The following is a 25,651-nucleotide window of genomic DNA, read 5'->3' as shown; positions in this document are numbered from 1 at the left end:
AATTCTGTTTTAAATTAATATTAATTATAGAGTATCAAAAACCGCTTTCAAATCGGCTTTCAAATCCTCTATATCTTCAAGTCCTACTGACAATCGAATTAAATCTTTAGAAACACCCGATGTCAATTGTTGTTCCTCTGATAATTGCTGGTGTGTAGTACTGGCCGGATGAATAACCAACGATTTCGTATCCCCTATATTAGCCAGCAATGAAAACAACTTGGTTTCATCGGCTACTTTTTTAGCGGCATCAAAACCACCTTTCAATCCAAAAGTCAATAATCCGCTTTGACCTTTTGGCAAATATTGCTGAGCTAAATCATAATATTTACTTGATTTCAATCCCGGATAGTTCACCCAGGCCACTTGTTCTTGCGTTTCTAACCATTGTGCTAAAGCCAATCCGTTTTCACTATGTCTTTGCACACGAACCGCTAAAGTTTCTAATCCTTGAATAATTTGGAATGCATTAAACGGACTCAAAGCCGCTCCGTAATCACGCAAACCTTCAATTCTGACTTTAGCAATAAATGCTGCGGCACCTAAAGCTTCGTGATAAACTAATCCGTGATACCCCGCATTAGGCTCTGTAAATTCAGGAAAACGACCACTGCTCCAGTCAAATGTTCCGGCATCAACAATTGCACCTCCTAATGAAGTTCCGTTTCCGGCAATATATTTTGTCAAAGAATGAATAACAATATTTGCCCCATGCTCAATTGGTCGCAATAAAGCCGGTGAAGCTACCGTATTATCAACAATAAAAGGCACTTTTATTTTTTTTGCTTCCGCAGAAATCGCTTTTAAGTCTAATACATCTAATTTTGGATTCCCTAAACTTTCCACAAAAAACAATTTGGTATTTGCTGTAGCAGCTTTGGTAAAATTAGCCGCATCCGAAGGATCTACAAAAGTGGTTGTAATTCCTAATCGCGGTAAAGTGGAATTAAACAAATTAAAAGTTCCTCCGTATAAACTGCTGGAAGCAACAATATGATCTCCGGTTTTAAGTATGGCTAACAACGCTGTAAAGATCGCTGCTGTTCCTGATGCAGTAACTACGGCTGCAATCCCGCCTTCTAAAGCAGCCAGACGCTGTTCTAAAATATCATTAGTAGGATTATTTAATCGTGTATAAATATAACCTGCTTCTGCAAGGCCAAATAAATTAGCCGCATGTTCTGAATTATTAAACACATAAGAAGAAGTCTGATAAATAGGAACCGCTCTTGTTCCTGCGTGTTTTGTTACGTCATGTCCTGCATGCAAAGCGTTAGTGTCAAATTTTAAGGTACTCATGTCTCTTTTGTTTATGATTAATTATTAAAAAAAAAAAGCCTCCTGGTTTCCCGGGAGGCTTTGCTAAATTTATATTTTAAGTTTAAGCAATAGTGAACCCGCAGAATATATTCTGTTTCATGGTACACATTATTGCTTTTACTGTTTTCATTTTTTTAAAAATTTCTGAACCAAATTTACGTAAGTAATTTTTCAAAATCCAACTATTTTTAAATAAATTAACATTTTTCAATCCTGCTTTTTTTCTTTAAAAAAATTAGCTAAGATTAATTTACATTTCAAAAATGGTTTCATACCTTTGCACCTCAAAATACAAGAGGAAAAATTTGAACTGATTGCAACCTCTTCATAATGAAACGAATTCATTATGAGTACTGAAAAATTTTCAGTAGAAAAAAATGCTAAAGCAGAAACTCTCCTTTAGTCCTTTTTGCAATTATTTTTTTCTCGCTTAATTTATAAAAAAATTATAATTATGGCCTATTTATTTACGTCAGAATCAGTGAGTGAAGGACATCCGGACAAAATTGCGGATCAAATTTCAGATGCATTAATTGATAATTTCCTGGCATTTGATGCTGACTCAAAAGTTGCCTGCGAAACTTTAGTAACAACTGGTCAGGTGATTCTTGCCGGAGAGGTAAAATCAAATACGTATCTTGATGTTCAACAAATTGCCCGTGATGTAATCAAAAAAATTGGTTATACTAAGAGTGAATATATGTTTGAAGCGAATTCTTGTGGAATTCTTTCGGCTATTCATGAACAATCAGCAGATATCAATCAGGGTGTTGACCGTAAAAGTCCTGAAGAGCAAGGAGCGGGTGATCAGGGAATGATGTTTGGTTATGCAACTAACGAAACGGAGAACTACATGCCTCTGGCTCTTGATTTGTCTCATAAACTTTTAAAAGAATTAGCGGCTTTAAGACGTGAAAACAATGAAATCACTTATTTACGTCCGGATGCAAAGTCTCAGGTAACTTTAGAATACAGTGATGACAATACCCCTGTTCGCATTGACGCCATTGTAATCTCAACACAACATGATGATTTTGACGAAGAAGCTGCGATGCTTGCTAAAATCAAAAAAGACATTGTAGACATTTTGATTCCGAGAATTATTGCTAAAAACCCGGAACATGCTCACTTATTTAATGACAAAATCAACTACCATATTAATCCAACAGGGAAATTCGTAATTGGTGGACCTCATGGAGACACTGGACTTACGGGTAGAAAAATCATTGTAGATACTTACGGTGGAAAAGGAGCTCACGGTGGAGGTGCTTTCTCTGGAAAAGATCCAAGTAAAGTAGACCGTAGTGCAGCTTATGCTACACGTCATATCGCTAAAAATTTAGTTGCTGCCGGTGTTGCTGATGAAATTCTGGTACAGGTTTCTTATGCAATTGGTGTTGCTGAACCAATGGGTATCTTTATTGATACTTACGGAACCTCTAAAGTAAATTTAACTAATGGTGAAATCGCTAAAAAAGTGGAAGCTATTTTTGATATGCGTCCTTACTTTATCGAGCAACGTTTAAAATTAAGAAATCCTATTTACAGCGAAACAGCAGCTTACGGACACATGGGTCGTACTCCTGAAGTAGTTACAAAAACTTTCTCAGCTCCCGGAGGTGAAGAAAAAACAGTGACTGTCGAATTGTTTACCTGGGAAAAACTGGATTATGTTGACCAAATCAAAACAGCATTCGGATTATAACATCTATTATATTATTATAGTAAAGGCTGCCATAAGGCAGCCTTTTTTTGTAGGATTATTTTTTGTTACTTAGTAAAAAAAATAACCTCATGGCTTCATTTCCTTCTTTTCAAAAAATAATCCAAGAAACACAGCGTACCTTTTTACGATTTCCCCTCGAAATCCTTATTGCCATTATCGGTACTATTTGCGCAATTTATGCTACTAATGAAACGAATCGACAAACCGAAGAATTGTTTACCAAAATCATTATGGGATGCTCCTTGTGTCTGGTTCTGTTCCTATCCATTACTTTATACTTTTTAAATGATAAAAAAAACACCATACTCCGATTCATCGGCAGTTTCATTTTAGGTGCTTTGGTTTTTGTATTTATATTTCAATTTTCCGAGCGTATTAAGCAATTCGAAACCTATCAGTTTCTGGCACTCAATCTGGCTTTGCATTTACTGGTATCTTTTGCGGCATTTATTAATAAAGAATATAATGAAGGCGCTTTTTGGGAATTTAATAAGCAACTTTTCCTTCGAATCTTAACCTCAGCTTTGTACAGCATCGTTATTTATGCCGGACTTTCATTTGCTTTGCTGGCTACTCATCACTTATTTAATGTGGATTATTACAATGAAATTTACCTTGATTTATTTTATATCATTTTTGGAATTTTCAACACCATATTTTTCCTTTCGGGCATTCCCGAAACAAATAATGCTAATGAACCCTTACACTTAAACTACCCGATTACTTTAAAAAAATTCACTCAGTTTGTACTTATCCCTTTAATAAGCATCTATTTCTTGATTTTATTATCTTATGAAATAAAAATTATTGCCTTATTTTCCCTGCCTGTAGGATGGGTTTCTAATTTGATTTTAGTTTTTGCCATTTTTGGAATTCTTTCCTTATTATTAATTCACCCTATTGCAAATGAGAAAGGAAATGTATGGATGCGTACCTTTCACAAATGGTTTTATTATTTATTAGTTCCTTTAATAGGACTTTTATTTTGGGCCATTTTATACCGAATTAATCTTTATGGATTTACACATGAACGCTATTACGTATTAGCTTTATCAATCTGGCTGACTATTTTAACAGTGTATTTTATTTTTAAAAAAGAACCTCAAATCAAGTTTATACCTATTAGTATGTGCCTGATTGCTATGTTGACCATATTAGGTCCGCAAAGTGCTGATTCAATTTCAAAAAGAAGCCAGTTAGATCGTTTTGAAGAGTATATTACGAGAAAAAAATCGACTTTAACTGTTAAAGAAGAAAAAGATTTAAGCAGTATTGTAAGCTTTATTAACGAAAATTATGGTGTTAAAGAATTAATTCCTTTCTCGAATAAATTAGCGCTATTAATTAAAAAAGACAAAACTCCCGGCGATTCTCAAATCATGGAAGCACTGGGTTACACTTACCGTGGGAGATACTATAATGAAAACGATAAAAAAGAAAATTTTTATTACAGTTATTACGCTGACGAAATGAATATTGAAAAAGTTCAGGGATATGATTTTGCTTTCGAAATTAGCAATAACAATAATTCGAACTGCGAAAATTGTTTAGATTTAAACGGAAAAAAATATTCGATCACTTACCTTAAAAAGGATTATGGGATTGAATTAAAAATCAATAATGACATCATTCCACTTCAGATAAATAATTTTATTCTACAAAACAAAACTTTGCTTAATGATAATCATAAAAAAATCACTCAAACAGTTACCACCAAAGATTATGATATTCAATTGAATTACCAATCCTTAGACGGAGAAAACAAAGACGATAAAATAACTCTAAACTGGTTCTCCATAAATGTTTTATTAAAAATGAAGTAAAAATAAGAGGAAGTTACATCTCAGATAACAGCTGAATTTCAATAAAAATCTATTTTTAATCAGAATAATTTAGTTTAAAAAAAAGAGTGACAAAGTTTAAAATTTACCTATTTTTACAAATCAATAAGTAAAAAACCCCTAAAATCGTAACACCGTAATGCACATAGCAGTAGCAGGAAATATAGGATCCGGAAAAACCACTTTAACCGCTTTACTATCCAAAAACTTTAAATGGGAACCGCATTATGAAGATGTAGTAGACAACCCTTATCTGGATGATTTTTACCATCAAATGGAACGTTGGTCTTTTAATCTTCAGATTTATTTCTTGAACAGTCGTTTTCGTCAGGTGATTCAAATTCGCGAAAGCGGAAAAAAAGTAATTCAGGATCGCACCATTTATGAAGATGCTTATATCTTTGCTCCCAATCTTTACGCCATGGGACTAATGACGAACCGTGATTTCCAGAATTATTCTACTCTTTTTGAGCTAATGGAATCTACTGTAAAAGCACCTGATTTATTAATTTACCTCAGAAGTTCTATTCCAAATTTAGTGGGACAAATCCACAAACGAGGACGCGAATATGAAAACTCTATTTCGATTGATTATCTAAGTCGTCTGAACGAACGCTACGAAGCCTGGATTCACACGTACAACAAAGGAAAATTATTGATTATTGATGTTGATAAAATGAATTTTGTTGACAATCCCGAAGATCTAGGAAGTATCATCGAAAGAATTAATGCCGAACTCAACGGATTATTTTAAATTACTATATACTATTTAAGAAACTGCCTTATTAAAAAGAATGAGGCAGTTTTTTATTTTCATACCTTTATATAATAGTATTTTAGCCCCAAAATTACACAGGCACTCACTAATAAACTGGTTTTTCTGATTATTAATTTAAATCTAAAAAATCATGAAAATTACTATTCTAAAAAACAGATTGGTTATTTTACTTTTGGTTTTTACACTAACTTTTCAGAGTTGCAGTATTTATAAAAAAACCAATGTAAGTTTAAGTGAAGCCGAAAAAGCAAACTTAAAGACTTTAGTTGTCACTGATGATAATGTAAAACACAAATACACCCGAATCATAAAGATAGATGACAACTATTATGGCGAAATAAATACAAAAGGAAAAACCGAACAAAAACTTTTATCTGAAGATGAAATTAAAAGTATTCGGATTTTGGATAAGACATCATCTTTAATAGGTAACATAGTAATTGTTTTGGCAACATTTGGAACTATCTTACTAATTAGTACTGTTAATTTCGCCCCAGATTTCAATATTGATGATAGCGGTTATTAATTTATTAGTATAAAAAAAATGCCCCGCAATCGCAGGGCATTTTAGTTTTATAGTAAACTCACTTTTTAGGCATACAACAACTCTTTTTTGAGGAATGCTGAGCAATAAACTTCCCATTCGCATCATAATGAGACAAACAAGCTTCCTTTTGCTCAGGAGTACATTGTAAACTATCGCACATTTTAGCACATTCTTCTTTGGACATTGTTGCCATCTTAGACATGTCACAATGTCCCATCATAGCATGATTATGATGCTTACAATTTTTATTGGTACACCCTTTAGCAATACATTCTTCTTCAGACATCGAAGTACAAACTCCCATCGTAGTACAACAAGAAGCTTTTGTTGCAATGGTATGACTTCCATTTCCTAAAATAGGAGCAATAACTAAACCTATCAAACAGGTTAATTTAATTAAAATATTCATCGAAGGTCCGGAAGTATCTTTAAACGGATCTCCAACAGTATCTCCGGTTACAGCAGCTTTATGCGCATCAGAACCTTTATAAGTCATTTCACCATTAATCATCACACCTGCTTCAAAAGATTTTTTAGCATTATCCCATGCTCCTCCTGCATTATTTTGAAAAACAGCCCACAGCACTCCTGAAACTGTTACACCAGCCATATAACCTCCCAGCATTTCGGCAATTAATTGATTATTACTTCCGTAAACTAATTTACCTAGCAACACAATAGCAATAGGAAAACCAATGGTCAAAATACCCGGCAACATCATTTCGCGCAAAGCAGCTTTTGTTGAAATATCCACACATTTAGCATATTCCGGTTTTGCTGTTCCTTCCATAATTCCGGGAATTTCCTTGAACTGACGACGTACTTCATACACCATATCCATAGCTGCTTTACCAACAGAATTCATAGCCAAAGCCGAGAAAACTACCGGTATCATTCCGCCTACAAATAACATCGCTAAAACAGGTGCTTTAAAAATATTGATTCCGTCAATTCCGGTAAAAGTGACATACGCAGCAAATAAAGCTAATGAGGTCAAAGCTGCCGAAGCAATAGCAAAACCTTTACCGGTTGCTGCGGTAGTATTCCCTACTGAATCTAAAATATCAGTACGGGTACGAACTTCTTTAGGCAATTCGCTCATTTCGGCAATTCCGCCGGCATTGTCTGAAATAGGTCCAAAAGCATCAATTGCCAGTTGCATTGCTGTAGTTGCCATCATTGCCGAAGCTGCTAAAGCCACTCCATAAAAACCAGCCAAAGCATAAGAAGACCAAATTGCAGCTGCAAATAATAAAACGGTTGGAAAAGTAGAAATCATACCCGTTGCTAAACCTGCAATCACATTTGTTCCGGCACCTGTTGAAGATTTTTGAACAATTGCCATTACTGGTTTTGTTCCTAATCCTGTATAATATTCTGTCACAGATGAAATGACACCACCTACGACTAATCCGATTATAGTGGCATAAAAAACACGCATCGATGAAATATCTTGGCTTCCTTCACCAAAAAACTCCATTTTCATGGTTTGAGGCAGCATATACTGAACTAAAAAGAAACAACTCACTGCTGTTAAAACAATGGCAACCCAGTTCCCAATATTCAAAGCTTTTTGAACCTGAGCTTCCTTAGCATTATCATCTGAAATTTTCACTAATAATGTTCCAATAATAGAAAATAAAATTCCAAAACCTGCAATAGACATTGGTAATAAAATAGGGCCAATTCCGCCAAAAGCATCCTGAATATTTCCGCCCATATCTTTAATAACATAGTTTCCTAAGACCATCGCCGCTAAAACCGTAGCCACATAAGAACCAAACAAATCAGCTCCCATACCGGCAACATCGCCCACATTATCTCCCACATTATCGGCAATAGTAGCCGGATTTCTAGGATCATCTTCTGGAATTCCTGCTTCTACTTTACCTACTAAATCGGCTCCTACATCAGCAGCTTTAGTATAAATACCTCCACCCACACGGGCAAAAAGAGCTATAGACTCCGCTCCCAGCGAGAATCCTGCTAAAGTTTCCAGAACAATAGTCATGTCTTCTGTAGAAGTCCATGTTCCGCCCATAAAAAAATGATAAAAGAAAATAAAAAAGGACGTTAATCCTAAAACGGCTAAACCGGCGACTCCCAATCCCATTACAGTTCCACCACCAAAAGAGACTTTTAAAGCCTGAGGCAAACTGGTACGGGCAGCCTGAGTGGTTCTAACGTTAGTTTTGGTGGCAATTTTCATTCCCATGTTTCCTGCCAGAGCCGAAAAAAAAGCTCCAATAATAAAAGCTACAACTATTAATAAATGTGTTTTTACTCCGGGTAAAAAAGTAATACCCGCCAAAACAATACTTGCAAAAAATACAAAAACAGCCAGCAAGCGGTATTCTGCTTTAAGAAAAGCTAAAGCCCCTTCATAGATATAATCAGAAATTGAAGCCATCTTGCCATCTCCCGGATCTTGTTTAAGCACCCAGGCACGTTTAGCAAACATAAAAAGCAGTCCTAATAATGCCATGAAAATTGGCACCCAAATCATAATTGCGTTCATAAATCGGTTTTGGTTTAAGGTTAATATTCAACAGTATACGAACGAATTTAAACAAAAAAAGCAATACTCCGGCGGAATATTGCTTTTTTTATAAAATATGTGGGTAAAAATTATTTAATACTAAATAATCCTTCCGGTTTGTTTTCAATTGCATTGAAACGATCAGTACATTCTTTAATGATAGCTATGGCTTCACTTAAGTTACCCCAACCTTCAACATCTACTTTTTTATTCTCAAGATCTTTATAAACCTGGAAGAAATGCTCGATTTCTTTCAACAAGTGTCCGTTGATATCTGAAAGATCATTTAACGAATTCCAGATTGGATCAGAAACTGGTACACAAATAATTTTTTCGTCCGGACCTTTATCATCTGCCATGTGGAAAACACCAATTGGTTTTACTTCTATCACACATCCTGGAAAAGTAGGCTCGTTAATCAAAACCAATACATCAAGAGGATCTCCGTCTAACGCTAATGTTTCAGGAATAAATCCGTAATCAGCAGGATACATCATCGAAGAGAATAACATTCTGTCAAAACGCATTCTTTTAATTTCGAAATCGTACTCATACTTATTTCTACTTCCTCTTGGAATTTCGATTAAAACATCGAAAGTGTTTATTTTGTCTGCAGTCATTTTTATTTATTATCTTAAGTTGAATTTATTTGGACACAAAAGTAATTCAATTCCTCTTTTATAGCAAAACATTTCTATCTAAAAGACATTCAAATCATTGTTTTACTTTATATTGATTTAGAAATAAAATCCGAAGGAGCCTTTTACAGAGAATCGTTGTGTATCAGGGGTATTTAAATAATTTCCACGCCAGGTAAAATCAATTCTGAAAACTTTAAAAATATTACCTATTCCTGCACTGTATTCCCAGTACGCATTCTCTGGTGCCACATACGTTAATCCGGAGGCGTTAATTGCTCTGTTAGCATCTGAAATGGTTCCGTAAACGGTTCGTGCTCCTATAATTTCTCTCCAGTTTAATTTTCTCATAAAAGGGATTCTGGAAAATAATCGTCCTCCAAAATTGTGTTCCCATTGCAGTGTTGCATATTGATCAGAAACAAATTCGTAAAAATTAAGGTTACTAAAGGTGTTTTCGATAGTAAAATAAGATTGATTTCCCGGAATCACACTCAATAATCCCAATGGAACCGTACCGTAAATTTTCCCTAGTTCTAATGTTAAGTTAGTTCGCCCTAAAGGCCCAATAATTATAGGTTGTTTGTAATACAATTGCAGTTTGTCATAATTAAAGTCGCTATCCAGCAAACCTTTAAAACCATGACTGTAATTGATGAAAAAGCGACTAAACGGACTGTCAACATTACTTCTTTCAACTCCGTAACCAATAGTTTTTCTATTAGGTGTGAATTCCACCTGAAAATTTACTTCCGATTGTTTTACATCACTTCTGGTTGTCGTTTGTGATGCATCAGTAAAATAATCCAGACTAAAAGTATCTGAAGCAGATTCTAATGTTCTATACGAAAATCCGGTTTGAAAAGTCAAATTTTTAACCGGCTCTATTTCTACAGCTGCATTCGACAAATTTATATTGGTAAGCTTTCCGTTATTTCCTGTTGAAAATAAGGAAGACGACGCAAAACTTCTTCCTAAAACATCATTAGTAGTGGTTAAACTCGCACCTATCTGTTCTACATCCCGTCTGTTTCCTGCTGAAATAATAATTCGTCTTTTCTTATCAATCATCCATTTTCCGGATAATCCATATTTAAATTTATTATCATCAAATCCATAAGCAGTATATCCCTGAAGCCTCCAAAGATCATTAGGTCCAAAATAAGTTCTTCCTCCTGTGCGGATTCTGACACCTTCTACCTGATTGTACCCAAATGTGGAAAAAATAGGCCCATAATCAAAATGTCCAAATTGAATGTAACCGCTTCCTAATATCGAGACGAGGTTATACAATTGCTTGAATTTCTTAACTGTTTGTAAAGTATCCAGCATTTTATAAACACCTCTTTCATCTTTATTCAGGTTCTCAAAACGATTCTCCTCCCAAAATTTGTCGGATTTATTATAAACCTCATTATCAATATAATTGACTTCATCTTTATAAAAAGCAGCCGGTTTTTCAACATTGAACTGATGGTTTTGATACAGCGTAGTTCGTTTTCCATACACCCCTTTCGATTCTTCTTTTTTGTTTAAAGCAAAATCAGACATCATGTGATCACGGGTCAATAAAAAAACGGAATCATTTTGCACCTCAAATTCCTGTTCGATATAAATATCTTTTACCCAGTTAATATTGGCACTTTTAGTGACTGCCATATTAATTTTTTTGATTGCAAATGTGGTGTCGTTAACCCAAAAATCTCCTTTAAAAGTCAACTCATTTTTTCTTCTTGGATAAAATAAAATATTGTAACACCATTTTTTATCAATAAAAGCGCTGTCAGTCAACACATAATTATAGACATCAATTCCTGTTTTAGATAAAGGACTGGTAAAACTTTTATCAAAAAAAGTTAAATGGTTATTATAGATATCATAATTCGAATACAAATCTTTAACAAAAGATAAGATTTGCTGGTTATCACTAAACCCGGAATTCTTATTAGCTTTAAGCTTTTCTTTTACCTTATTTAATTTATTACTTCCATAAACATCCGATAAAGATTCGTTTATAAAAATGGGTAAATAAGTTTTACCTGTAACCTTAGAAGTATCAATATGATCAAAAACAAACTCCATTCCTTTGAAAAGTTTGCTTTTCATAAAAGCACTGTCAATAGTATTCATATCGAATTCTACTTTTTCATACTTCTCCATTTGGTATTGATCAAATTGATACAATCCATTCTTGCGTTTTCTTTCCCAGATTTTCCTCAGAATATCCAGTGCAGGATTGTTTTTTTTAGAAGTTTTTCCGGCATAAATAACTACTTCTTTTAATTCTTCGGTATCTTTTAAGATGACCTTAAAATTATAATTTACGGTTTTTTCTAATGTGATTTCACTATCTGAAAATCCTACCGAAGTAACTATTAAAGTAGTAAAGGTTTTAGGAGATTCAATATAAAATCGCCCATCCTCATTGGACATTACCCCTAAATTAGCTCCTTTTAAAACTACATTTGCAAAAGGAATTGGCTGATTGGATTTATCCACTACTATACCACTCACTTTTGTCTGAGCAAAAAGGCTTGAAAAAACAACGCATAAAAAGAATGCTAACAAAAGGTATTTCTTATCCATGTAGTAAATTTTAAAAAAAAAGCTTCATCAAACTAACGTAAGATGAAGCTTCAATAGTATCTGGTATGTATTATTTATACATTACTTTCTTTACTGCTTTTACAACATCAGCTGCATTAGGCAACCAGTCTTTTAACAATACCGGTGAATACGGTGCCGGTGTATCAGCAGTTGTAATACGTTGAATAGGTGCATCAAGAAAATCAAAAGCCTGTTCCTGAACAATATAAGTGATTTCAGAAGAAATACTGGCAAATGGCCATGCTTCTTCAAGAATTACCAAACGATTTGTTTTCTTAACTGATTTTAAAATCGCTTCATTATCCATTGGACGAACCGTTCTTAAATCGATAACTTCACAAGAAATACCTTCTTTAGCTAACTCATCAGCAGCGATAAAAGCTTCTTTGATGATTTTTCCAAAAGAAACAATAGTTACATCAGTACCTTCTCTTTTTACATCAGCTACACCAATAGGAATAACATATTCTCCATCAGGAACTTCACCTTTGTCACCATACATTTGCTCAGATTCCATGAAAATCACTGGATCATTATCGCGAATTGCCGATTTTAAAAGTCCTTTTGCATCATAAGGAGTTGAAGGAACAATAACTTTAAGACCCGGAGTATTGGCAAACCAGTTTTCTAAAGCCTGAGAGTGAGTAGCTCCTAATTGACCTGCAGAAGCAGTTGGTCCACGAAAAACGATAGGCACATCAAATTGTCCACCTGTCATTTGACGCATCTTAGCAGCGTTATTTATAATTTGATCAATACCTACTAAACAGAAGTTAAAAGTCATGTATTCTACAATTGGTCGGCAACCATTCATAGCAGAACCTACTGCGATTCCTGTAAAACCAAGCTCAGCAATTGGAGTATCAATTACTCTTTTTTCGCCAAATTCAGCAAGCATTCCTTTCGAAGCTTTATATGCTCCATTGTATTCTGCAACTTCTTCGCCCATTAAATATATGGATTCATCGTGACGCATTTCTTCGCTCATCGCTTCACAAATGGCCTCTCTAAATTGTATTGTTCTCATATTTATATTGTATGTTGAATTTTCTGAAGAGCAAAAATAAATATTTTAAACCATTTAATGCATAAATTAACTTAAATAATCCTCCCTAAAATCTAACATCTTACTATTGGTATGTGAATATCTCGTATTTATACCGTTATTCCTTCCTTTTCAAAACAACAAAAAACAACAACGTGGCATCGGTAAGTAGTTAATGATGACAAATTATTCGAAATATTGTTCTAATTTTGTAACTCAATTTTACCAATTTTATAAATATTCAAACATGAAAATACTAGTTTGCATCAGTCATGTTCCTGATACTACCTCAAAAATCAATTTTACTAACGCTGATACTGAATTTGACACCAATGGCGTACAATATGTTATCAATCCTAATGACGAATTTGGCTTAACACGTGCCATTTGGTTTCAGGAGCAACAAGGTGCTACCGTTACAGTAGTAAATGTAGGCGGACCGGAAACGGAACCAACATTAAGAAAAGCACTTGCTATTGGGGCTAATGATGCCATTCGTATCAACGCTACTCCTACCGACGGATTTTTTGTAGCAAAACAATTAGCCGAAGTAATAAAAACAGGTGGTTACGATTTAGTAATTGCAGGAAAAGAATCCTTAGATTATAATGGAGGAATGGTTCCGGGAATGATTGCCGGAATTTCAGGATACAACTTTTTAAATTCCTGTATCAACATTACCGTTGAAGGAACAAATGTAAAAGCAGTTCGGGAAATTGATGGTGGAAAAGAAAGTATTTCTACTTCATTACCATTAATTATAGGCGGTCAAAAAGGTTTAGTTGAGGAAAAAGATTTACGCATTCCTAACATGCGAGGAATTATGACTGCCAGAACTAAAACCTTAAATGTTGTCGAACCGGTTGAAGCAGCTGTAAATACAAAAGCAGTAAAATTTGAAAAACCAGCTCCAAAATCAGCAATTAAAATGGTTGCTGCAGATAATTTAGACGAATTAATTAATTTGTTACACAACGAGGCTAAGGTGATTTAAGATTGTAGAGTTTAGATTTTAGATTGCTGAATTGCAATACTAAATCTAAAACTAACATTTGATTCACTTCAAAATCTAAAATCAATAATCTTTTTAGGTTTCATTTAAAAAAATCTGAAATCTAAAATCTAAAATCTAAAATTGTTATGTCAATATTAATATATGCCGAATCAGCTGAAGGAAAGTTTAAAAAAGTAGCTTTTGAAATTGCTTCTTATGCTAAAAAAGTAGCTGAATCTCTTGGAACAACCGTTACTGCTTTAACTGTAAACATGGAAAATGTTTCTGATTTATCTAAATACGGAGTAGACAAAGTATTAAAAGTAAACAACGATAAGCTGGTTGAATTTAACGCTAAAGCTTATGCTGATGTTATCAAACAGGCAGCACAACAGGAAAATACCAAACTAGTTATCCTTTCTTCCAGCACAAACAGCATCTACCTTTCTTCCTTACTGGCAGTAAGTTTAGAAGCCGGTTTTGCTTCAAATGTGGTGGGATTACCGGTAAGCACTGCCCCTTTTCAGGTAAAAAGAAATGCTTTTTCTAACAAAGCATTCAACATAACCGAAATTAATACTGATGTAAAAGTAATTGGCTTAGCCAAAAACTCTTATGGTATTTTCGAAAACGCATCAACTTTAACCGAAGAAATATTTAGCCCAAACATTGGTGACAATGATTTTGGAATAAAAGTAGCATCCGTTGAAAAATCATCAGGAAAAGTTTCAATTGCCGATGCGGATATTGTAGTTTCCGGTGGACGCGGATTAAAAGGTCCTGAAAACTGGAATTTAATCGAAGATTTGGCAGCTGTTTTAGGAGCTGCAACAGCTTGTTCTAAACCAGTTTCTGACTTAGGCTGGAGACCACACGCGGAACACGTAGGACAAACAGGAAAACCGGTAGCAACTAATTTATATATTGCAATAGGAATTTCCGGAGCTATTCAACATATTGCAGGAATCAACGCTTCAAAAGTAAAAGTAGTGATCAACAGTGATGCTGAAGCTCCTTTCTTTAAAGTGGCTGACTACGGAATTGTAGGTGATGCATTTGAAATTGTTCCTCAATTAATTGAAAAATTAAAAGCATTCAAAGCTCAAAACGCATAATTCTATTTTCAATCTAAAAATTCTGCCCAGTAAAATAAGATAATTGTATCTTTGCTTATTGGCAGAATTTTTAATTAATATTGCAGCCTGAAAGTAGTACAAAAGAATTTAAATTTAAAAAAACTACATTTTTTCATTTCAACAATTATGAGCTTAGTCAAACTATCCATAAAAGGAATTTCATACAGCCAAACACAAAATGGAGCCTACGCTTTGATTTTGAATGAAGTAGACGGCGAACGAAAACTACCTATTGTAATAGGAGCTTTCGAAGCCCAATCCATTGCTATTGCTTTAGAAAAAGAGATAAAACCACCACGTCCGTTAACCCATGATTTGTTTAAAAATTTTGCAGAGCGATTTGACATTGTAGTAAAACAGGTTATTATTCACAAACTGGTTGATGGTGTATTTTACTCCAGTATCATTTGCGAAAGAGACAAAATTGAAGAGATAATAGACGCCAGAACCTCTGATGCTATTGCTCTGGCTCTTCGTTTTAACGCACCTATTTTTACCTATAAAAACATTCTGGACAAAGCCGGTATTTACCTGAAAACAAATCCTTCGGAAACAGATAAAGAAAATCAGGAAATGGATGACATCATATCCAATCCCGAATCTTTTACGGGTGAACCTGAAAGCGGCAGAGTGTATATCAAATACAGTCTTCAGGAATTAAATGATTTATTAATTCAGGCTGTTGAGCAGGAAGATTACGAAAAAGCGGCAAAAATAAGAGACGAAATTTCAAAAAGAGAATCGTAATAATTGATTAATCGTAGATTTGTTTATTCGTTTAATCGACTAAACAATTTACCGAATAACCGAATAAACAGTTATGAAGCAATATCTGGATCTAGTAAAACATGTAATGGAAAATGGTTGTCAAAAAGGCGACCGTACAGGAACAGGAACAAAAAGTGTTTTTGGGTACCAAATGCGTTTTGATTTAAGCGAAGGCTTCCCGATGGTAACTACTAAAAAGCTCCATTTAAAATCCATTATTTACGAATTGTTATGGTTCCTTAAGGGAGAAACTAACATTAGTTATCTTAAAGAAAACGGAGTAAAAATATGGGATGCCTGGGCGGATAAAAACGGAGATTTAGGTCCCGTTTATGGTCACCAATGGCGTAATTGGAACAGCGAAGAAATTGATCAGATTTCTGATTTAATACAAGAATTAAAAACCAATCCTAATAGCCGAAGAATGCTGGTTTCGGCATGGAACCCTTCGGTTTTACCGGATACAACGAAATCATTTGAAGAAAATGTAGCTAACAATAAAGCAGCTTTGCCTCCTTGTCATGCCTTTTTTCAGTTTTATGTAGCCGACGGAAAGTTATCTTGTCAGCTTTATCAAAGAAGTGCCGACATTTTTCTGGGAGTTCCCTTCAACATTGCTTCTTATGCCCTGTTAACAATGATGATTGCACAGGTATGCGACTTAAAACCCGGAGATTTTATCCACACTTTTGGAGACGCACACATTTACAACAATCATTTTGACCAGATTGAATTACAACTATCCCGTGAACCAAGACCATTACCAAAAATGATCTTAAATCCGGAGATAAAGAACATCTTTGATTTTGATTATAATGACTTCACTCTCGTGGGCTATGAACCTCACGAAACGATAAAAGGAAACGTAGCAGTATAAAAAAAGCGTTTTAGATTAAACCTCTAAAACGCTGTTTTCTGTTCCTGAAAATTCATTCCATTTAAAAGAATCTGCTTCACTTTCGTTGATATATTGACCGTCAACTAAGTATTTAAATTCGTAAGCAGCATCTTTGTTTAAATCAAAAGCTCCCTTAAAAGTACCATTTTTTAATTTGCTTAAAGTTCCTTCTTCCGGATTCCAATTGTTAAAATCTCCAACAACAGAAACCTGAGCTGCTTCTTTTGCTTCGATAGAAAATGTAACTTTACAAACTGGTTTTGACTTTATAAATTGTTTTTTAATTGACATAACTCTTTCATTTTTAGATTTATGAGGCAAAGTAAATCATTTTAATCGAAGTTTTAACATCTGGAAGTGCGATTTAGCATAATACTTAATAAAATGTTAAAAACTAGCAAATTAAACAAATTTTGAAGGATTAAATTTTCAAAAAACAAAAAAGTGCGAAGTTTACTCTTAATTATTCTGCGGTACTAATGAGCATTTCCAAATTAAATTTTATCTTTATAATCAAAAAAAGCAGCCTATGAAAACGGATCAATATGAATTATACGAATATGCGAGAAAACGTATAAAACAAAAAAAGAGGGTTTATTTTCATTTTGTTTTATTGTTTTTAGTCGGTCTGTTTTTATTTGTATCCACAAAAGTCTTTCATTTTAACGAAAATGCAAATTGGCATATATGGCTAATTACAGCATGGTTATTTATATTTATTTTACATTTTATAAAAGTTTTTATAACCGATCGTTTTATGAATAAAAACTGGGAAAGAGAACAAATTGACCGTTTAGTTGCGATGCAGGAACAAAAAATTGCCGAGTTAAACAATCAATTAAACGAAGAACACCCTACTAAATAAGTACTAATGATTACAATGATTGCAGCAGCGGCTGAAAATAAAGCATTGGGAAAAGACAACCAATTAATCTGGCATTTACCTAATGATTTTAAACGTTTTAAAAGTTTAACCACGGGACATCATATTATAATGGGAAGAAAAACTTTTGAAAGTTTTCCTAAACCACTTCCTAACCGGACACATGTTATCATAACCCGACAAAGCGATTATCAGGCTGAAGGTTGTATTGTTGTGGACAGCATTGAAAAAGCAATTGAAAAATGCCCTGAAAACGAAGAATCCTTTATTATTGGCGGAGGTGAAATTTATCGATTAGCCATGCCTTATTCTGATAAAATAGAGCTTACGGTTGTTCATCATGTCTTTGATGCTGATGCTTTTTTTCCGGAAATAAATCCGGATGACTGGCAACTAACCCATACTGATTTTCAAACTAAGGATGAAAAACATCTTTATGATTATAGTTTTGAAACTTATGTCAGAAAACAAAAAACACCTCAGTAATTGAGGTGTTTTTTTATTTGTTACACTAATTTAGAAAAAAATGTTCTAGTCCTGAAAGACAATCTGACATAATAAAACCAAATTTACAAATACCAAACTTATCCCTGAAAGAATAATAATGATGTTTGCAATCTTTCTGGAAAACATCTCAAAGAATCCTTTAACACCAAATACCACGAAGGTACTAAAGGAAATAAAGATAAAAATCTCCAAAAATAAACTTAGTCCTAAGAACGTATTTTGCGTCTCTTTCACCTTACCGCCTTTATACAAAACGGCACCGTCAAAATAGCTGACAAGAACAAATGAAACTATCAACGCAAAGAATAGCCATCTGAGCTGAACCATTAGTTCCTTATTTATTGTAAACAAATTCATTCAGTAAAATTCAACATTCTACCCCAGCCTTACAATACCCACTTTTAGTGATATTTGCAAACAAAATCACACAATGAATCAGATTGCTATTAAATTGAAAATCGATTTGAGTTCTAATTTAAAAGGCATTATAGTATATTTGTCAAAATTTAAAAAATGTCAAAAAATATCACCCCTTATAAAAACTCTGAATTAGGTAAAAAAGAACAGGTAGCTCAAATGTTTGATACCATTTCAGGAAACTATGATAATCTCAACCGCGTAATTTCTTTTGGAATTGATGTTAAGTGGCGAAAAAAAGTTTTAAAAATAGTTACTGACACGCAGCCTAAAACCATATTAGATATTGCTACCGGAACAGGTGATCTGGCTATTTTAATGGCCAATACAAATGCCGAAAAAATTACAGGTTTGGATATTTCGGCAGGAATGCTGGAAGTAGGCGTTAAAAAAATTGCTCAAAAAAACTTATCCAACCGAATTGAAATGATTCTGGGTGATTCAGAAAACATCCCTTTCAGCGACAATTATTTTGATGCTATCACGGTTGCATTTGGTGTTCGAAATTTTGAAAACTTAGAAAAAGGTTTAGCTGAAATATTACGTGTATTGAAACCAAATGGAACATTTGTAATTCTGGAAACATCAGTTCCTGACAAAACCCCATACAAACAAGGATACCATTTTTATACTAAAAACATCCTCCCTGTTATTGGTAAATTATTTTCTAAAGATAATGTAGCTTATGGATATTTATCAGAATCTGCAGCTGCATTTCCTTATGGTGAAGCATTAAACAATATTTTGAGAAAAATTGGGTTTATAGATGTAAAAGCAATGCCACAAACTTTTGGAGTGGCAACCATTTATGTAGCATCTAAAAAATAATCTAAGTTTATTTACATGAAAAAAATAGCCGTCTTTACCTTACTCCTACTGAGTTTTTCAGGACATACACAATCCAAAGGAATGTTTAGTAAAGACCCTATCATTAATTTAGAAAATTTTCAGAAACAGCGTCTCTATTTTGGCTATTTTTTAGGTTTCAACTCTTTTGATTTCAAAATAGACTACAAAACGGCAGGTCCGGATATTCAGGTAAAAAAAACAACCGGTTTTAATGTAGGAGTAGTTGCTGATTTAAAACTGCAGGAATACATTAATCTGCGTTTTGAACCAGGTTTGTATTACACAAAAAGAACCTTAAATTATCCCAATTTCACTACAGAAAAAGACGCCCTTAGAGATGTAAACAGTACCTATATTCATTTTCCCTTATTATTGAAATTCTCCTCTCTCAGAACAGGAAATATACGTCCGTATATTGTAGGAGGCTTATCAACTACGCTGAATTTGTCATCCAATTCAAAATCAATAGACGATAATGTACAGCAGAAATTCAGGGTAAAATCCTGGAGTACTAATTATGAATTGGGTTTTGGAATTGATTTTTTCTCCGAATATTTCATATTTTCTCCTTCAATAAGAGGCTGTTTTAGCTTAAAAGACGAACTTATCAGAGATAATGACCCTAACAGTCCCTGGACAGGAAACATTGAATCACTCCAGAGCAGAGCCGTTTTTATCAACTTCACTTTTCACTAATATTAGGCAAAATTTCGTTTGAATTCACTTAATACAATTCCGGTTGCAGTAGCCACATTTAAACTTTCGGTTTTTTGTAAATCGCCAAAACGAGGGATAGCAATTCGTTTTTTTATCAATTCTCCTACGGCTTCTGATATACCATTAGCTTCATTACCCATTACTATAATTCCTTCCTGAGGCAAATTGCTTTTATAAATATTTTCACCATCCATAAAAGTTCCAAAAACACTTAAATCCGTTTGTGTGATATAATCGCATAAATCAAGATACGCCACATTTACTCTGGTAATAGAACCCATCGTTGCCTGAACAACTTTAGGATTGTAAATATCAACTGTTTCTCTGGAGCACACCACTTGCTCCACACCAAACCAATCACATAATCGTAAAATAGTTCCTAGATTTCCCGGATCCCGAATATCGTCTAAAGCAATTATCAAACCCGAAGTAGCAATTTCTCTCTCCTGAGGTATTTTAAAAACGGCCAAACAACTATTGGGAGTTGTCAATGCACTAATTTTTTTCAAATCATTTTCATGGATTAATGATTTTTTAGCGCCTGAAACTTCTTCAAAATCATATTGGGTAGTATACAAATGTTCCAGTTCAAAATTAGAGTCTAAAAGCTCCTGAATGACCTTTACACCTTCTGCAAAAAATAATTGATGGGTAATCCGATACTTTTTTTGCTGTAAACTAGTTATAAGTTTTATTTGGTTTTTACTAACCATAAAAATATGTACTTTTGAATTAAATATTTTAGACCTCTTGAAAAAAATTTCAACAAAAATATCACTATTTATTCTAATAGGAATAATTATATCTGCCTGTAACGCTGAAAAAAGAGTTCCAGATGGCAAACAACTACTTTTAAGCAATCAAATTCTGGTCAATGGTAAAAAAGTAAATGACGAAGATGTTCATAATCAATTGTACCAAAAACCCAACAGCACTTTATTAGGGTATCGTTTACGCCTGAACTTATATAATTTAGCTAATCTGAATCCGGATTCCACTTATCAGGCAAAATTCACCAATAATCCCGGAAAATATGAGCGTAAAGCCAAATGGCTGTCTGCAAAACAAGTAGATCGACTGGGCAAATCTTTCTGGTACCACGGAATTCATGATTTTTTAAAAAAAACAGGAGAACCACCCGTGATTATTGATACTGCAAAAACTACAAAATCACTTTCCAGACTTAAATATTATTATTTTAACAATGGTTATTTTGACGTAAAAACCAGCTATACACAAGACACAATTAGTGAAAAAAGAGGCAAAATAAAATATGCCATCACAACAAATAAAGCTTATTTTTTAGATTCGATAAAAGCAACCATCAGCTCGCCTGACCTGGATTCTTTATATGATGACACTAAAGAAAACGCCCTTATAAAAACAGGAAATCAATACAAGACTGCTGATTTTACTGATGAAAAAAACCGTCTTACTACTTATTTCAGGAATCACGGGGCTTATTATTTTCAGCCTACTTCTATAATTTTTGACATTGACACTATTGGCAAAAAAAACAAAGCTAATGTAAATGTAAACATTGGTGATTACAGCTATCAGTATAAAGATTCTACCAAAACTGAGAAGTTTAAATTATACAAAATCAGCAGTGTAGATATCTATACAGATTACCTGCCTAATACAAGCAAACAGAATATTACCGACAGTATTACCTATGAGAATTTTAATTTGTACAGTCGTGAAAAACTAAAATACAAACCACATGCTATAACTGATGCTATTTTTATCACCAAAGGGACTGTTTTTGCCGATTACAAAACGGTGCTGACATCAAGATATTTAACGAATCTTAAAATATTTAATCCGCCTAGTATTCAATATGAAGTAGATAAAAAAGACACGCTCAACAATTCGCTTATTGCTAAAATTTATTTGACACCAAGAAAAAAATACAGTTTTCAGGCTTCTTTTGACTTAACCCATTCTAATATTCAGGATATCGGAATCTCCTTCAGTCCGTCATTAAGCATCCGAAATATTTTTAACGGCGCCGAAACATTAGAAATTTCTACAAGAGCTAACATTGGATCTTCAAAAGATTTAGCGAATCCTAACAATCAGTTCTTCAACGTATCCGAATATGGTGTTGATTTTAAATTGAATTTTCCTCGAATATTCATGCCTTTTTCTACCGAAAAAATCATCCCAAAAAGCATGATTCCATCTACATTAATTGGTTTAGGTTATGCTACGCAAAAGAACATCGGATTAGATAAGGAGAATTTTACAGGAACTTTTTCATACAATTGGAACCCAAAAAGATACAACACCGCTCGTTTTGATCTTTTCAACATTCAGTTTGTACGCAATTTAAATTCTCCTAATTACTTTAATGTTTATGGCTCTTCTTACGATGCCCTGAATGAAATTGCACAAATCTACAATACCAACAGCAGCTATTTTGATGACAATAATAATTTAATAATAGAATCCGGAACCAGAGGTTTTACCAATGATGTTCTGGCAGGAAACATAGGCAGTTTAACTCCGTCTGACAACGATTACCAGGAAGTAAAAAGTATTGAGGAAAGACGAGTACGTCTTACTGAAAATGATTTTATTTTAGCAACTAATTTTAGCTTTAGCAAAACCACAAAGACCGATTTAGCCGATAATGACTTCTATCTCTTTAAGACTAAAATAGAATCAGCCGGTTCTATTTTATCTTTAATTTCAAATGCTACCAATCAAAAAAGAAATGAAAACGGCAACTTTCAATTCTTTAATTTAGAATATTCTGAATACATTAAAACGGAATTTGATTATATCAAACACTGGGATTTAAGGCACGAAAAAGTACTGGCGGTACGAAGTTTTTTTGGGATTGCTATTCCTTTTGGTAATTCTGATAACATTCCGTTTTCCCGAAGTTATTTCTCCGGAGGATCTAATGACAACCGTGCCTGGCAACCCTATAGCTTAGGACCGGGACGCAGTGGGGCCACAAATGATTTTAATGAAGCCAATATGAAAATTGCTTTAAGTGCTGAATTTAGATTTAAAATTCTAGGTGATTTAAAAGGTGCTTTATTTGCTGATGCCGGAAACATCTGGAATGTTTTTGACAATGTGACTGATGAGAAGTCTACTTTTAATGGTTTTTCCAGCTTAAAAGACATTGCATTAGGTTCAGGATTTGGACTCAGATATGATTTAAACTTTTTTGTGGTCCGATTTGATTTTGGTTTCAAAACCTACAATCCCGCCGATGAATCAGGTAAAAAATGGTTTAGAGACTACAATTTTGGGAACTCAGTTTTAAATTTTGGAATAAATTATCCGTTCTAATGCTAATAAATTCATATTTTTGCAATCTAAAACTAAAATCTAACAAAAACAAAAAACAAAATGGCACACAACATTAAAGCAGGTGTAGCAACTGGAGATCAAGTACAGGAAATTTTCAATTATGCAAAAGAAAAAGGCTTTGCACTTCCAGCTGTAAACGTTACAGGATCGAATACAATTAATGGAGTTCTTGAAACAGCTGCAAAATTAAACGCACCGGTTATCATACAGTTCTCAAACGGAGGAGCACAATTTAATGCAGGAAAAGGACTTTCGAATGCAGGAGAAAAAGCTGCTATTGCAGGTGCAATTGCCGGAGCAAAAAGCATTCACGCTTTAGCAGAAGCTTACGGAGCAACTGTAATTTTACATACTGACCACTGCGCAAAAAAATTACTACCTTGGATTGATGGTTTATTAGATGCATCTGAAGAGCATTTTGCTGCAACTGGAAAATCATTATTCAGTTCTCATATGATTGACTTATCTGAAGAGCCAATCGAAGAAAACATCGAAATTTGCAAAACTTACCTAGAAAGAATGAGCAAAATAGGGATGACATTAGAAATCGAACTTGGAATTACAGGTGGTGAAGAAGATGGTGTTGACAACTCTGACGTAGATAGTTCCAAATTATACACACAACCGGAAGAAGTAGCTTACGCATACGAAGAACTTTCTAAAGTAAGCCCTAAATTTACAATTGCTGCTGCTTTTGGAAACGTTCACGGTGTTTACAAACCAGGAAACGTAAAATTAACTCCGAAAATCTTAAAAAATTCTCAGGATTTCGTTCAGGCAAAATTCAACACAGGACACAACCCGGTAGATTTTGTTTTCCACGGTGGTTCAGGTTCTACACTTGAAGAAATCAGAGAAGGAATTAGCTACGGAGTAATCAAAATGAATATTGATACTGACTTACAATTTGCTTTCACTGAAGGAATTCGTGATTTCATGGTAGACAACATCGATTATTTAAAAACTCAAATTGGTAACCCAACCGGTGCTGATGCTCCTAATAAAAAATATTACGACCCAAGAAAATGGTTGCGTGAAGGAGAAGTAACTTTCAATGCAAGACTTGAGCAGGCATTTGCTGACTTAAATAATGTAAATACACTATAAGTTGGAAGTTAGAAGTTAGAAGTTGGAAGTAATCTTCCAGCTTCCAACTCCTTGCTTCAAACCAAAATTAAAAAAATATGGCTTGGTTTAAAAGACACGAAAAAGGAATCACAACTCCTACCGAACAGAAAATGGATGTTCCAAAAGGACTTTGGTATAAATCTCCTACCGGAAAAATTATTGATGCCGAAGAACTGGAACGCAACTTATTTGTAAGTCCGGAAGACGGTTTCCATGTAAGAATAGGCAGTGCTACTTATTTCGAAATCTTATTTGACAACAATGAGTTTACTGAATTAGATCCTAACATCACATCCAAAGATCCTTTGAACTTTGTAGACACAAAGAAATATGCAGATCGCTTGAAAGATGTTATGGAAAAAACCAAACTAAAAGACGCAGTGCGTACCGGTGTTGGTAAATCCAAAGGAAAAGATTTAGTAATTTGCTGTATGGATTTTGCCTTTATCGGAGGTTCTATGGGAGCTGTTGTGGGTGAAAAAATTGCCAGAGGAATTGATTATGCCATCCAGCACAAATTACCTTTTGTGATGATTTCTAAATCAGGAGGAGCCAGAATGATGGAAGCCGCTTATTCATTAATGCAATTAGCTAAAACATCTGTAAAATTAGCCCAACTTTCTCAAGCTAAACTACCTTACATATCCTTATGTACGGATCCAACAACAGGAGGAACAACTGCCTCTTATGCTATGTTAGGAGACATCAACATTGCTGAGCCTGGTGCCTTAATTGGTTTTGCCGGACCACGTGTTGTTAAAGACACTACAGGTAAAGATTTACCTGAAGGTTTCCAAACAGCTGAATTCCTTTTAGAACATGGTTTCCTTGACTTTATAACCGCCAGAAAAGAATTAAAAGACAAGATTAACTTGTATATTGATTTGATTCAGAATAACGAAATTAGATAATTTTCTAATTTTTACAAATACAGAATCCCATCCTGATATAGTTTATCGGAATGGGATTTTTTTATACCTTTA

At 34.1% G+C, this 25,651-nt stretch carries 22 protein-coding genes; 15 read left to right on the top strand and 7 right to left on the bottom strand.

The window, feature by feature from the left end:
- Positions 1-24 precede the first annotated feature (24 nt).
- Positions 25-1,299, bottom strand: a complete 1,275-nt coding sequence (locus BUB89_RS09230) for an O-acetylhomoserine aminocarboxypropyltransferase/cysteine synthase family protein (protein ID WP_073244254.1) — start codon at positions 1,297-1,299, stop codon at positions 25-27.
- A gap of 475 nt (positions 1,300-1,774) precedes the next feature.
- Between BUB89_RS09230 and metK the strand changes: the two genes are divergently transcribed.
- The 4 genes from metK to BUB89_RS09210 all read left to right on the top strand — a co-directional run bounded on the left by metK (position 1,775) and on the right by BUB89_RS09210 (position 6,191).
- Complete coding sequence (metK, locus tag BUB89_RS09225) at positions 1,775-3,025, top strand: methionine adenosyltransferase (protein WP_073244252.1); 1,251 nt, start codon at positions 1,775-1,777, stop codon at positions 3,023-3,025.
- An 89-nt stretch (positions 3,026-3,114) separates the two neighbouring features.
- On the top strand, positions 3,115-4,869 hold the full coding sequence (locus tag BUB89_RS09220) for a DUF4153 domain-containing protein (RefSeq protein ID WP_073244250.1): 1,755 nt from the start codon (positions 3,115-3,117) through the stop codon (positions 4,867-4,869).
- Between the two features lie 157 nt (positions 4,870-5,026).
- Positions 5,027-5,641, top strand: coding sequence for a deoxynucleoside kinase (locus tag BUB89_RS09215; RefSeq protein ID WP_073244248.1), 615 nt, complete (start codon positions 5,027-5,029; stop codon positions 5,639-5,641).
- A 154-nt stretch (positions 5,642-5,795) separates the two neighbouring features.
- Complete coding sequence (locus BUB89_RS09210) at positions 5,796-6,191, top strand: hypothetical protein (protein WP_073244246.1); 396 nt, start codon at positions 5,796-5,798, stop codon at positions 6,189-6,191.
- Between the two features lie 58 nt (positions 6,192-6,249).
- Here the strand turns inward: BUB89_RS09210 and BUB89_RS09205 are convergent, their stop codons facing one another.
- The 4 genes from BUB89_RS09205 to BUB89_RS09190 all read right to left on the bottom strand — a co-directional run bounded on the left by BUB89_RS09205 (position 6,250) and on the right by BUB89_RS09190 (position 13,023).
- Positions 6,250-8,730, bottom strand: a complete 2,481-nt coding sequence (locus tag BUB89_RS09205) for a sodium-translocating pyrophosphatase (protein WP_234982612.1) — start codon at positions 8,728-8,730, stop codon at positions 6,250-6,252.
- A 110-nt stretch (positions 8,731-8,840) separates the two neighbouring features.
- Positions 8,841-9,371, bottom strand: a complete 531-nt coding sequence (locus BUB89_RS09200; RefSeq protein ID WP_073244244.1) for an inorganic diphosphatase — start codon at positions 9,369-9,371, stop codon at positions 8,841-8,843.
- Between the two features lie 117 nt (positions 9,372-9,488).
- Positions 9,489-11,975 carry a DUF5686 and carboxypeptidase-like regulatory domain-containing protein gene (locus BUB89_RS09195; RefSeq protein ID WP_073244242.1) on the bottom strand — a complete coding sequence of 829 codons (2,487 nt, stop codon included), beginning with the start codon at positions 11,973-11,975 and terminating at the stop codon, positions 9,489-9,491.
- Positions 11,976-12,045: 70 nt separating this feature from the next.
- A complete protein-coding gene (locus BUB89_RS09190) occupies positions 12,046-13,023 on the bottom strand; it encodes a pyruvate dehydrogenase complex E1 component subunit beta (RefSeq protein ID WP_073244240.1) in 978 nt (325 codons plus the stop codon).
- A 265-nt stretch (positions 13,024-13,288) separates the two neighbouring features.
- On the opposite strand from BUB89_RS09190, the gene BUB89_RS09185 reads away from it, so the two are divergent.
- From BUB89_RS09185 to BUB89_RS09170, 4 genes are all read left to right on the top strand, one after another.
- Positions 13,289-14,035: an electron transfer flavoprotein subunit beta/FixA family protein gene (locus BUB89_RS09185; RefSeq protein WP_073244238.1), complete on the top strand. Its 747-nt coding sequence runs from the start codon at positions 13,289-13,291 to the stop codon at positions 14,033-14,035.
- A 146-nt stretch (positions 14,036-14,181) separates the two neighbouring features.
- A complete protein-coding gene (locus BUB89_RS09180) occupies positions 14,182-15,150 on the top strand; it encodes an electron transfer flavoprotein subunit alpha/FixB family protein (RefSeq protein ID WP_073244236.1) in 969 nt (322 codons plus the stop codon).
- A 147-nt stretch (positions 15,151-15,297) separates the two neighbouring features.
- The gene (locus tag BUB89_RS09175) at positions 15,298-15,918 is read left to right on the top strand and encodes a bifunctional nuclease family protein (RefSeq protein WP_073244234.1); all 621 of its coding nucleotides are present in this window, start codon (positions 15,298-15,300) and stop codon (positions 15,916-15,918) included.
- 73 nt (positions 15,919-15,991) lie between these two features.
- Positions 15,992-16,816, top strand: coding sequence for a thymidylate synthase (locus tag BUB89_RS09170; RefSeq protein WP_073244232.1), 825 nt, complete (start codon positions 15,992-15,994; stop codon positions 16,814-16,816).
- Positions 16,817-16,831: 15 nt separating this feature from the next.
- On the opposite strand, the gene BUB89_RS09165 is transcribed toward BUB89_RS09170, so the two are convergent.
- Positions 16,832-17,128 carry an isoamylase early set domain-containing protein gene (locus BUB89_RS09165; protein ID WP_073244230.1) on the bottom strand — a complete coding sequence of 99 codons (297 nt, stop codon included), beginning with the start codon at positions 17,126-17,128 and terminating at the stop codon, positions 16,832-16,834.
- A 238-nt stretch (positions 17,129-17,366) separates the two neighbouring features.
- Here BUB89_RS09165 and BUB89_RS09160 point away from each other — a divergent pair, with 238 nt between their 5' ends.
- The 4 genes from BUB89_RS09160 (at position 17,367) to porT (ending at position 20,189) form a co-directional block, all read left to right on the top strand.
- A complete protein-coding gene (locus BUB89_RS09160) occupies positions 17,367-17,702 on the top strand; it encodes a 2TM domain-containing protein (RefSeq protein WP_073244228.1) in 336 nt (111 codons plus the stop codon).
- A gap of 6 nt (positions 17,703-17,708) precedes the next feature.
- Positions 17,709-18,206 (top strand): dihydrofolate reductase, encoded by a 498-nt coding sequence (locus tag BUB89_RS09155; protein WP_073244226.1) that lies wholly within the window; start codon positions 17,709-17,711, stop codon positions 18,204-18,206.
- Between the two features lie 534 nt (positions 18,207-18,740).
- Positions 18,741-19,472, top strand: a complete 732-nt coding sequence (gene ubiE / locus BUB89_RS09145; RefSeq protein ID WP_073244224.1) for a bifunctional demethylmenaquinone methyltransferase/2-methoxy-6-polyprenyl-1,4-benzoquinol methylase UbiE — start codon at positions 18,741-18,743, stop codon at positions 19,470-19,472.
- Positions 19,473-19,487: 15 nt separating this feature from the next.
- A complete protein-coding gene (porT, locus tag BUB89_RS09140) occupies positions 19,488-20,189 on the top strand; it encodes a type IX secretion/gliding motility protein PorT/SprT (RefSeq protein ID WP_073244223.1) in 702 nt (233 codons plus the stop codon).
- A 2-nt stretch (positions 20,190-20,191) separates the two neighbouring features.
- Here porT and BUB89_RS09135 read toward each other — a convergent pair whose 3' ends face one another.
- The gene (locus BUB89_RS09135; RefSeq protein WP_073244396.1) at positions 20,192-20,923 is read right to left on the bottom strand and encodes a TrmH family RNA methyltransferase; all 732 of its coding nucleotides are present in this window, start codon (positions 20,921-20,923) and stop codon (positions 20,192-20,194) included.
- Positions 20,924-20,960: 37 nt separating this feature from the next.
- Here BUB89_RS09135 and tamL point away from each other — a divergent pair, with 37 nt between their 5' ends.
- The 3 genes from tamL (at position 20,961) to accD (ending at position 25,579) form a co-directional block, all read left to right on the top strand.
- Positions 20,961-23,519 carry a translocation and assembly module lipoprotein TamL gene (tamL, locus tag BUB89_RS09130; protein ID WP_073244221.1) on the top strand — a complete coding sequence of 853 codons (2,559 nt, stop codon included), beginning with the start codon at positions 20,961-20,963 and terminating at the stop codon, positions 23,517-23,519.
- Between the two features lie 60 nt (positions 23,520-23,579).
- The gene (gene fbaA / locus BUB89_RS09125) at positions 23,580-24,647 is read left to right on the top strand and encodes a class II fructose-bisphosphate aldolase (RefSeq protein ID WP_073244219.1); all 1,068 of its coding nucleotides are present in this window, start codon (positions 23,580-23,582) and stop codon (positions 24,645-24,647) included.
- Between the two features lie 77 nt (positions 24,648-24,724).
- Positions 24,725-25,579, top strand: a complete 855-nt coding sequence (accD, locus tag BUB89_RS09120; protein ID WP_073244217.1) for an acetyl-CoA carboxylase, carboxyltransferase subunit beta — start codon at positions 24,725-24,727, stop codon at positions 25,577-25,579.
- The last annotated feature ends 72 nt before the right edge of the window (positions 25,580-25,651 follow it).

Source organism: Flavobacterium flevense (assembly GCF_900142775.1).
GTDB classification, from domain to species: domain Bacteria; phylum Bacteroidota; class Bacteroidia; order Flavobacteriales; family Flavobacteriaceae; genus Flavobacterium; species Flavobacterium flevense.
The sequence above is the reverse complement of the archived record's forward strand: the minus strand, read 5'-3'. Positions and strand labels throughout refer to the sequence as shown.

Bases quoted from the DNA above. Each gene is read 5' to 3' on its own strand.
- BUB89_RS09230 (WP_073244254.1), bottom strand. From the start codon at position 1,299: ATGAGTACCTTAAAATTTGACACTAACGCTTTGCATGCAGGACATGAC.
- metK (WP_073244252.1), top strand. From the start codon at position 1,775: ATGGCCTATTTATTTACGTCAGAATCAGTGAGTGAAGGACATCCGGAC.
- BUB89_RS09220 (WP_073244250.1), top strand. From the start codon at position 3,115: ATGGCTTCATTTCCTTCTTTTCAAAAAATAATCCAAGAAACACAGCGT.
- BUB89_RS09215 (WP_073244248.1), top strand. From the start codon at position 5,027: ATGCACATAGCAGTAGCAGGAAATATAGGATCCGGAAAAACCACTTTA.
- BUB89_RS09210 (WP_073244246.1), top strand. From the start codon at position 5,796: ATGAAAATTACTATTCTAAAAAACAGATTGGTTATTTTACTTTTGGTT.
- BUB89_RS09205 (WP_234982612.1), bottom strand. From the start codon at position 8,730: ATGAACGCAATTATGATTTGGGTGCCAATTTTCATGGCATTATTAGGA.
- BUB89_RS09200 (WP_073244244.1), bottom strand. From the start codon at position 9,371: ATGACTGCAGACAAAATAAACACTTTCGATGTTTTAATCGAAATTCCA.
- BUB89_RS09195 (WP_073244242.1), bottom strand. From the start codon at position 11,975: ATGGATAAGAAATACCTTTTGTTAGCATTCTTTTTATGCGTTGTTTTT.
- BUB89_RS09190 (WP_073244240.1), bottom strand. From the start codon at position 13,023: ATGAGAACAATACAATTTAGAGAGGCCATTTGTGAAGCGATGAGCGAA.
- BUB89_RS09185 (WP_073244238.1), top strand. From the start codon at position 13,289: ATGAAAATACTAGTTTGCATCAGTCATGTTCCTGATACTACCTCAAAA.
- BUB89_RS09180 (WP_073244236.1), top strand. From the start codon at position 14,182: ATGTCAATATTAATATATGCCGAATCAGCTGAAGGAAAGTTTAAAAAA.
- BUB89_RS09175 (WP_073244234.1), top strand. From the start codon at position 15,298: ATGAGCTTAGTCAAACTATCCATAAAAGGAATTTCATACAGCCAAACA.
- BUB89_RS09170 (WP_073244232.1), top strand. From the start codon at position 15,992: ATGAAGCAATATCTGGATCTAGTAAAACATGTAATGGAAAATGGTTGT.
- BUB89_RS09165 (WP_073244230.1), bottom strand. From the start codon at position 17,128: ATGTCAATTAAAAAACAATTTATAAAGTCAAAACCAGTTTGTAAAGTT.
- BUB89_RS09160 (WP_073244228.1), top strand. From the start codon at position 17,367: ATGAAAACGGATCAATATGAATTATACGAATATGCGAGAAAACGTATA.
- BUB89_RS09155 (WP_073244226.1), top strand. From the start codon at position 17,709: ATGATTACAATGATTGCAGCAGCGGCTGAAAATAAAGCATTGGGAAAA.
- ubiE (WP_073244224.1), top strand. From the start codon at position 18,741: ATGTCAAAAAATATCACCCCTTATAAAAACTCTGAATTAGGTAAAAAA.
- porT (WP_073244223.1), top strand. From the start codon at position 19,488: ATGAAAAAAATAGCCGTCTTTACCTTACTCCTACTGAGTTTTTCAGGA.
- BUB89_RS09135 (WP_073244396.1), bottom strand. From the start codon at position 20,923: ATGGTTAGTAAAAACCAAATAAAACTTATAACTAGTTTACAGCAAAAA.
- fbaA (WP_073244219.1), top strand. From the start codon at position 23,580: ATGGCACACAACATTAAAGCAGGTGTAGCAACTGGAGATCAAGTACAG.
- accD (WP_073244217.1), top strand. From the start codon at position 24,725: ATGGCTTGGTTTAAAAGACACGAAAAAGGAATCACAACTCCTACCGAA.